Origin of the sequence: Nocardia alni, assembly GCF_019038435.1 — a bacterium.
Classification (GTDB): domain Bacteria; phylum Actinomycetota; class Actinomycetes; order Mycobacteriales; family Mycobacteriaceae; genus Nocardia; species Nocardia alni.
In genome coordinates this window covers 47,306-55,474 of record NZ_JAGPOX010000056.1, presented here as the reverse complement: position 1 = coordinate 55,474, position 8,169 = coordinate 47,306, and the positions used below count along the sequence as shown (strand labels likewise).

General features: G+C 67.9%; 8 protein-coding genes. 3 read left to right on the top strand and 5 right to left on the bottom strand.

What is annotated here, in order from left to right; translation table 11 throughout:
* The coding region (locus JZ791_RS21860; RefSeq protein WP_216897035.1) for an SDR family oxidoreductase at nt 1–809 on the top strand (809 nt) is incomplete at its 5' end.
* Nucleotides 810–933: 124 nt separating this feature from the next.
* On the opposite strand, the gene JZ791_RS21855 is transcribed toward JZ791_RS21860, so the two are convergent.
* The 3 genes from JZ791_RS21855 to JZ791_RS21845 all read right to left on the bottom strand — a co-directional run bounded on the left by JZ791_RS21855 (nt 934) and on the right by JZ791_RS21845 (nt 3,070).
* Nucleotides 934–1,803, bottom strand: coding sequence for an LLM class flavin-dependent oxidoreductase (locus JZ791_RS21855; RefSeq protein WP_216897034.1), 870 nt, complete (start codon nt 1,801–1,803; stop codon nt 934–936).
* A gap of 70 nt (nt 1,804–1,873) precedes the next feature.
* Nucleotides 1,874–2,413 carry a carboxymuconolactone decarboxylase family protein gene (locus JZ791_RS21850; protein ID WP_216897033.1) on the bottom strand — a complete coding sequence of 180 codons (540 nt, stop codon included), beginning with the start codon at nt 2,411–2,413 and terminating at the stop codon, nt 1,874–1,876.
* A 204-nt stretch (nt 2,414–2,617) separates the two neighbouring features.
* Entirely contained in the window at nt 2,618–3,070 is a 453-nt protein-coding gene (locus JZ791_RS21845; protein ID WP_216897032.1) for a MarR family winged helix-turn-helix transcriptional regulator, read from the bottom strand.
* Between the two features lie 53 nt (nt 3,071–3,123).
* Between JZ791_RS21845 and JZ791_RS21840 the strand changes: the two genes are divergently transcribed.
* Nucleotides 3,124–4,026, top strand: a complete 903-nt coding sequence (locus JZ791_RS21840; protein ID WP_216897031.1) for an LLM class flavin-dependent oxidoreductase — start codon at nt 3,124–3,126, stop codon at nt 4,024–4,026.
* A 203-nt stretch (nt 4,027–4,229) separates the two neighbouring features.
* Here JZ791_RS21840 and ramB read toward each other — a convergent pair whose 3' ends face one another.
* Entirely contained in the window at nt 4,230–5,639 is a 1,410-nt protein-coding gene (ramB, locus tag JZ791_RS21835) for an acetate metabolism transcriptional regulator RamB (RefSeq protein WP_216897030.1), read from the bottom strand.
* Between the two features lie 163 nt (nt 5,640–5,802).
* Between ramB and JZ791_RS21830 the strand changes: the two genes are divergently transcribed.
* Nucleotides 5,803–7,368, top strand: a complete 1,566-nt coding sequence (locus JZ791_RS21830) for an ATP-dependent DNA ligase (RefSeq protein ID WP_216897029.1) — start codon at nt 5,803–5,805, stop codon at nt 7,366–7,368.
* Nucleotides 7,369–7,741: 373 nt separating this feature from the next.
* Here JZ791_RS21830 and JZ791_RS21825 read toward each other — a convergent pair whose 3' ends face one another.
* Nucleotides 7,742–8,119: a DUF4254 domain-containing protein gene (locus JZ791_RS21825; protein ID WP_308163029.1), complete on the bottom strand. Its 378-nt coding sequence runs from the start codon at nt 8,117–8,119 to the stop codon at nt 7,742–7,744.
* Nucleotides 8,120–8,169 lie beyond the last annotated feature (50 nt).

Here is an 8,169-nt window from a genome sequence, read left to right as displayed (position 1 = left end):
GTGTCGAGGCGCTGCTGCGGCGGGGGGCCGGGCCGATCGTCGCGATCGTCCGGGATCCTTCGAAGGTGGCCGATCTGGCCGAGCAAGGGGTGCAGGTGAGGCAGGCGTCCTACGACGACGCCGAATCGTACGATCGCGCCCTGGTCGGGGTGGACCGGCTGCTACTGGTGTCCGGGACCGACTTCGGCTCACGGGTCGCGCAGCACACCACCGTGATCCGGGCCGCCGAGCAGGCAGGCATTCAGTTGATCGCCTACACCAGCATTCCCTACGCGACCGACAATCCGATGATCCTGGCGCAGGAGTATCGGGGCACCGAGGCGATACTGGCCGAATCCGCTGTGCCGCACACCCTGCTGCGTAACGGCTGGTACTGGGAGAACTATCTGGACCGTGCGGCCTCGGCCGTCGAGGCCGGGGTCCTCTACGGCTCCGGTGGCGACGGCCTGATCTCGGCCGCCGCCCGCGCCGACTACGCCGAGGCGGCCGCGGTCGTGCTCAGCACCGACGGGCACGCCGGGCAGGTCTATGAGCTGGGCGGTGACGAGCACGTCACGTATTCCGGTCTGGCCCAGTCCTTTTCGCAGATCTCGGGCAGGCCGGTTCGATATCGGGACGTCCCGGAGGCCGATTACGCCCGGACTCTGCGGCAGGCCGGGTTGCCCACCCCTATGGCCCAGGCCATGGCCGATGTCGACACCGGAGTCCGCAAGGGACTACTGCATGTCGACACGGGCGACCTCGCCAAACTTCTGGGCCGCCCCGCCGCCTCGCCCGCCGACGTACTGCGCACAGCCCTCGCGCGGTAGGCGGCTTTCGACGCGCCCTGCCGAGGTGCGGTGGCGATCGATCGACTCCAACACCCGAGACGCCCTCCGGATCCGAACGGAGGGTGCCCACTGTCCGCTCGCCCTCGCACAGGAATTCAGGGTGTCAGCCAATCAGCGGGCGAACCCGTTCGGCGACGAAGCGGACGAACTCGACAGGATCGGCGTCGGCGGTAGGTTGCAGGACGACCGTATGGGCGCCGGCCGCGGCGTATTGCATGACGGTCTCGGCGATCACCGAGGCATCACCCGCGACGCCGACACCGTCGAGGTCCTCGCGGCCGACGCGCCGCAGATCCGCGCGAAGGCGTTCGGCCGCATCGGGACCCGTCGCGGTGACCACGTTGACCACCACGCGATGGTTGCCGGGACGGCCGACACCGGCGCGGCCCTCCCGGATCCGGGCGACCGCCTCGTGTACCCCGTGCACCGAGGTCGAAGAGGTGAGAATGACGCCGTCGGCGAGCTCGCCGACCAGCCGCAGCGTGCGCGGACCGGTGGCCGCGGACAGCAGGTCCGGAGCCGCGACGGGCGGCCAGTCCAGCGCCACATCGTGTAACTGGATATAGCGGCCCTGCACGGTGATTCGCTGGCCCGCCAGCAGCGCGCGCAGCGCCTCGGTATATTCGCTCAGCAGGGTGATGGGTGAGGCGACGCGCGCGCCGACCTGCGCCATCCAATCCTGCACGCCGTGTCCGACGCCCCAGATCGTGCGGCCGCCGAACAGCCGCTCCACGGTCGCGATCTCCATCGCCGTGACCGCGACATTGCGCAGCGGAACCGGCAGCACGCCGACACCGACGCGCAGGCGCTCGGACCACGCGAGGGCGGCGGTGGCCATGGAGATACCGCCCTCCAGGAAACAGTCCTCCCAGATCCACAGCTCCTCGAGCCCCGCCTCCTCGGCCACGCGCACCACCGCGCGCAGGTGCTCGGGAGGGCTTTGTGGCAGCAAGACCGCACCCAGGATCGTCATGAACAATGGTTACCAGAACCTGCCGACAGGTTGTGAGACATCGTCGACCGCGCCGGGCGCGGCATTTCGCTCAGTGGTCGGTCTGGATGCGCAGGGTGGTGATGGTGCTGGCCAGGCCCTCATACTGGTTCGCCAGCAGGACGATCTCGATGAGACGGCGCTCGTCGTAATACTCGGCCAGGGCCGACCAGGTGTCGTCGTCGATATCGCGGGTGCGCACGAGCTGATCGACCGCGGTCAGCAGGGTGCGTTCCGCATCGGACCAGCCGGGCGCGTCCGGCCCCGCGCGCAGCCGGTCCAGGATGTCCGGTGTCACCCCGGCGCGCTTGCCCAGGCGGATGTGATGGTCTGTCTCGTATTCGCAGTCGCGCAGATGCGCCACCCGCAGGATCACCAACTCGGTCTCGTAGCGCCGCAGCTTGCCGCCGGGCATCAGCCGGCCGGAGAAATGCAGCCAGCCGCGGAACAGGCCGCCGGTGCGGCCGAGGGTACTGAACAGGTGCGCGTCCGGCGTGCCCGCCGCACGCGAAATCACCTGCCAGACAGTCCAGTTCACCGGACCGAGCTCCCGTAGTCGACCTGGGGCGATGCGCGGCTTCGTCGACACCATGACCTCTCCGTCAGCGGATCTGCTCGCGGTGCCGCAGTGGCACCGTGCCTCACGGTAACAGCTGGTGGATACGGTCGCTCATCGCTGAAGAACGACGCTGTTCGCAGACTCGAAGCATTCCAGCGGTTGCAGTTCGTACTACGAACTAATATGGTTCGTAGTACGAATTGAGATGGGTGAAATATGGATAGAGGGAAAGCGGATTCAGCGCTCGCTGAATACCACCGGCACGTGGTTGTCCTCGACCACCCGTGTGAGCAGCGCGGCGAGCTGTTCACGTTCCCGAGCGTCGAGCCCACCGGGCAGTTCCTCGATCCGCCGACAGGTTTCGTCGTAGAACGACTCGACGACCCCCCGCCCGGCGGGCGTCAATTCGATCCGGACGGCCCGCGCGTCGTCGGGATCGGGGACGCGTCGCAGAAAGCCGCGCTGCGCTGTCCGGTCCACCAGCCCGGTGAGGCTGGATTTCGCCAAGCCCAGCACCGCGCCCAGGTCGCTCATGCCGTAAGGCCGCGGCATCAATACGCACAGCAACTGTCCCTGCTGCGCGGTGATGCCATACTCCCGTGCCGACTCCGCGTAGACCGCGTTGACCAGAAAGGACGACCGCACCAATGCGACGACGACGTCCATCCCCCCGTCGTTACTCCTGCCCATACTGCCAGGGTAACTGATTCGCATCACGAACTAATCGGCAAGGAGTACGGCGCATGGTGAAATATGACATTCGATTCGGCGTCGGTCTGAGCACCGCGGTCGGCGACGCCGCCGAGACCCTGCGCAAGGCGGTCCAGGCCGACCGTCAGGGTTTGGACCTGGTGACCGTCTCGGATCATCCCTATTTCGCCGAGCGACTCGACGCCTATTCGATCATCGGTATGGCTCTCGGCGCGACGTCGTCGATCTCCGGCCTGGTGAGCGTCACCAACCTGCCTACCCGTCCCGCGCCGATGCTGGCCCGGACGGTGACCTCGTTGTCCACGCTGTCGGGCGGCCGGATCGTCCTGGGCATCGGTGCGGGCGGATTATGGGACGATATCGCGAAATTGGGTGTGCCGAGGTTGGGTCCCGGTGCGGCCGTGCGCGCTATGGCCGAGGCGATGCGGCTGGTGCGGGAGCTGTCCGGGGGCGGTGCGCCGGTCACCTTCGAGGGCGAGTTCTACTCCGTGCGGGATCTGGAACCGGCGGCGTCGGCCGCCGTGCCGATCTGGACCGGCGCGGTCGGCCCGAAATCCCTCGCGGTGACAGGGACATGGGCCGACGGGTGGATTCCGGGGCATGCCGCGGATTGGCTCAGCCCCCGCTTTCGCGAGTCCCGCCCGATCATCGACGAGGCCGCCGCGGCCGCGGGCCGCGCGCCGGAGGACGTAGTCACCATCTACAACCTGCCGGGAAGTATCACCGCCGCACCAGCGGCCCGCACCCGTGACGCGGACGGGCGATGGCTCGGGGGTTCGGTGCGGCAGTGGATCGACGAGCTCACCGGCGCCGTACTCGACCACGGCGCAGCGGGTTTCGTGCTGTTCGCTCCGGGCGGATCCGAACAGGACGAGACGGGGCTGGCCCGGTGGGCGCAGGAGATCGTTCCCGCGGTGCGCGAGGCGGTCGGGTAGACCGCATTCGGCGAGTTCGGGAGCGGATTTCGCCACAACGGCCGGTAGCGAGAGTGCCACCGATCGCCCCTCACGGGCGAGATCCGGCTTCCGTATGCCGAACAGTAGCCGAGAAGTGTTGCGGCCTAATGTTTCTCGGTGACGACCCGGTTTCGTTTGTTTCGGCGAAGTGAATTTCGCCCGGAATGTCCCCGTTCGGGGACCTATCGCAGCACGTAAGGCGAGATGGAGCTGCGGTGCTCGCTGATGTCCAGCGACTTGCCCAGGGGCGGAAAGGCGCGCTGGGGACAGTTGGCCCGCTCGCACACGCGGCAGCCCGCGCCGATCGGAGTCGCCTTCGGCTCGTTGAGGTCCAGGCCGTCGGCGTAGACGACGCGCCCGGCATGGCGCAGCTCACAGCCCAGGCCGATGGCGAAGGTCTTGCTGGGTTCGCCGTAGCGGGTGGCGCGGCGCTCGACGGTGCGGGCAACCCACAGATATTTGCGGCCGTCGGGCATCTGCGCGATCTGGGTCATGATGCGGCCCGGATAGGCGAAGGTCTCGTAGACGTTCCACAGCGGGCAGGTGCCGCCGGAGGACGAGAAGTGGAATCCGGTCGCGGACTGGCGTTTCGACATATTCCCGGCCCGGTCCACGCGCACGAACGAGAACGGCACTCCGCGCAGCTTGGGACGCTGCAGGGTGGACAGGCGATGGCAGATGGTCTCGTAGCTCTGACTGAAGTACGCCGACAGGCGCTCGATGTCGTAGCGGAAATCCTCGGCGACCTCGTGGAAATGGGTGTACGGCAGCACCGTCGCGGCGGCGAAGTAGTTGGCCAGGCCCAGTTTCGCCAGCACCCGCGTCTCCGCGGAGGCGAAATTGCCCTCCTCGACCAGTTTGTCGATCAGGTCGCCGCATTCCAGATAGGCCAGTTCGGCGGCGAGCTTGAACAGCCGCTGCCCGCCGGACAGATGCGGCGCGATCTCCAACCGCCGGGTCTCGGCGTCGTAGCGGTGCAGCACGCCCTCGCCGAGGTCGATGCGCTCGATGATCTGTACGTCGTGCACGGCACCGAGCCGATTCGCGATCTCACGCTGGAGCGCTCCGCCGTGAAAACGCATGCGGGTCACGAGGTCTTCGGCGGCGGTGTCCAATTCATGGATGTAGTTCTGCCGCTGGTAGAAGAAGTCGCGCACCTCCTCGTGCGGGCGGGAGATGGCGCCGGAACCGCTGCCGTCGGAGAAACGGTCCTCGGTCGCGGCGGCCAGTTGCGCGGTGGTGTTGCGGTAGCGGCGATGCATGTTCACCATCGCCCGCGCCAGGCTGGGATGCGCGGAGACCATGTCGGCGATCTCGTGCGCGTCGGCCTCGATGGCCAGTTCGGTGTCCATCGCGACCTCCTGCAACTCGGCGATCAGCCGGGTGTCGTCCTGCGAGGAGAAGAAACTGGCGTCGACGCCGAAGACCTCGCCGATGCGCAGCAGCACCGGCACGGTGAGCGGGCGCACATCGTGTTCGATCTGGTTGAGGTAGCTCGCCGAGATCTCCAGCTTCTTGGCGAGTGAGACCTGGCTCATACCCCGTTCGGCACGCAGCTGGCGAAGCCGCGCCCCGACGTAAGTCTTGGCCATATGCCCAGTTTAGAAAGGGTTCGCAGCCCTGCCAATAGTCGATTAACACCACCGCTGAGCGATATGTCACATAGTGACCGGTAACGATGCTCTTGTGCCGACTGGTGATCATGTGAACGGAATCGGGCGGGACTTGTCACACCTCGCGGCTACCGTCGGATCCATGCTGCTCGCACAGGTAGTAGACGCCTCGCAGGTCGTGCGCGCCACGTCCGCGCGCAAGCTCAAGGTCGCCGCGGTGGCCGAGCTGCTGGTCAAGGCCGCTCCCGACGAGCTGGCCCAGGTCGTGGCATGGATCTCCGGCGAGCTGACCCAGGGCAAGATCGGCGCGGGCTGGCGCACCCTGGCGGCCGTCTCCGCGGACCCCGCCGCGGCGCCGGGGCTGACGGTCAGCGCGGTGGGCGACGCCCTGGACGAGCTCGCGGCCGCGAACGGGGCCGGCTCCACGGCCCGGCGGCGCGAGCTGCTGGCGGCGCTGCTGAGCGCGGCCACCGCCGACGAACGCGACTTCCTGGTGCGGCTGCTGACAGGCGAGCTGCGCCAGGGCGCGCTGGCCGCGCTGGTGGCCGAGGCCGTGGCGCGGGCCGCGCAGGTGCCGGTCGAGCTGGTGCGCCGGGCGTACATGCTGTCCGGGCGGCTACCGGTGACAGCGGTGGCCGCGATGACGGGCGGTGCGGCGGCGCTGGCCGAGTTCCGGCTCGAGGTCGGTCGGCCGATCCGGCCCATGCTCGCCTCCCCGGGCGCCACGCTCGACGGCGCACTGGCCGAGTTCGACGGCGAGGTGAGTGTGGAGTACAAACTCGATGGCGCACGAATTCAGGTGCACCGCAGCGGATCCCAGGTGTGGGTCTTCACCAGGACGTTACGTGAGATCACCGCGAGTGTGCCCGAGCTGGTCCAGCTCGTCGCCGAATTACCCTGTACGAGCGTGGTTCTCGACGGCGAGACGCTCGCCCTCGACGATGCCGGTCGGCCGCGGCCGTTCCAGCAGACGATGAGCCGCTTCGCCACCTCGCTTCCGGGATCGGACCCAGCCTCGGTGCAGCCGCCCGCGCCATCCCCGGCGGAGGTCGTTTCGACCCGGGATCTGCTGCTGCATCCCTACTTCTTCGACTGCCTGCATCTGGACGGCGTGGATCTGCTGGACGCTCCGCTCGCCGAGCGCCGGGAATCGTTGACCGAGGTCGCTGCCGCACACACCATTCCGGCGCTCGTACGTCCCGGCGCCGAGGCGGCCGCCGACTATTTCGACACCGCGCTCGCCGTCGGGCACGAGGGAATCGTGATCAAATCGCTGTCCGCCCCCTATGCGGCCGGGCGGCGCGGGCGCGCCTGGCAGAAGATCAAGCCCACGCACACCCTGGATCTGATCGTGCTCGGCGCCGAATGGGGATACGGCCGCCGCACCGGCTATCTGTCCAATCTGCATCTGGGTGCGCGCGATCCCGACGGCGGCGAGCCGGTCATGGTCGGCAAGACCTTCAAGGGCCTCACCGATGAGCTGCTGAGATGGCAGACCGAGGAATTCCCGCGGCACGAGCGCGTCCGCGACGACTACGTCGTCTACCTGCGGCCCGAACTGGTCGTCGAGATCGCCCTGGACGGTGTCCAGGTCAGCTCGCGGTATCCGGGTGGCGCGGCGCTGCGCTTCGCCCGGGTGGTCCGGTACCGGCCGGATAAGGAACCGGCCGATGCCGACACGATCGACGCTGTGCGCGCCCTGCTGTAACCACGCGGGAGCGCCCGGCTGACAGCTTGTTCACAGATCTATCGCGGTACTTCTCGAGCTACCGGGCGCAGGATCAATGAAGTCGGGTACGACCGGCGCGGATCAACTGCCCTGATCCGTCATCCCTGCCATCGGCGGCGCTGAAATCCCTCGCCAGCGCCGCCGTTAGGCGTTTTCGGGCACGAATTCGACGAGCCCGAAATATTAGAGTGTTCTCAGGTGAATTCGGTGGTTGTTCGCGCCGTCCGGCGGCAGAATCAGGTGTCAGGGGGACAGGCCATTTTCCCGCTGCCGGTGCCGTTGAACCTTGGACGCGGCACCGGCAGCAATTTCTGTGTCCAATGGTGGTACTTCCGAGGCCGCCGGGCGCACCTCAAGGTTCGTATTCGTGGTGGTCGCTGAGATCGGGCAACCGGCAGCGCCCCGCGACCACCTCGCTGGCGAGATCGTCGTAGGCCAGGGCCAGTTCGGTCAGCCGCCGCCACGCGTCGTTGATCACCCATTCGGGCGAGCTGGTCAGCGCGAGGTAGGCCAGCGCCGAGAACTGCGCGAGCCGATCGACCACGGTGCCCACCGTCTCCGTGTGCAGCCGCACACCCCGGTGGGCGTGCGGTAACTCCCGGGCCACCCACCGATCTATCTCGTGCACCAAGTGCGCTCTGTGCCGATCGATATCGGTGACGGGGGCACCCGGGGTCGCGGCCAGACGCTGCTCGTGCAGCTCGGCCAGACGGCTCGCCGACCGCAACACGGGGTGCTCACCGTGCGACAGTCCTCGACAAGCGTCCAGGAGGAGGTTCT

Excerpts from the sequence above, each read along its gene's own strand:
- JZ791_RS21855 (WP_216897034.1), bottom strand. The coding sequence starts at position 1,803 with ATGACGATCCTGGGTGCGGTCTTGCTGCCACAAAGCCCTCCCGAGCAC.
- JZ791_RS21845 (WP_216897032.1), bottom strand. The coding sequence starts at position 3,070 with ATGGGCAGGAGTAACGACGGGGGGATGGACGTCGTCGTCGCATTGGTG.
- ramB (WP_216897030.1), bottom strand. The coding sequence starts at position 5,639 with ATGGCCAAGACTTACGTCGGGGCGCGGCTTCGCCAGCTGCGTGCCGAA.
- JZ791_RS21840 (WP_216897031.1), top strand. The coding sequence starts at position 3,124 with ATGGTGAAATATGACATTCGATTCGGCGTCGGTCTGAGCACCGCGGTC.
- JZ791_RS21850 (WP_216897033.1), bottom strand. The coding sequence starts at position 2,413 with ATGGTGTCGACGAAGCCGCGCATCGCCCCAGGTCGACTACGGGAGCTC.
- JZ791_RS21830 (WP_216897029.1), top strand. The coding sequence starts at position 5,803 with ATGCTGCTCGCACAGGTAGTAGACGCCTCGCAGGTCGTGCGCGCCACG.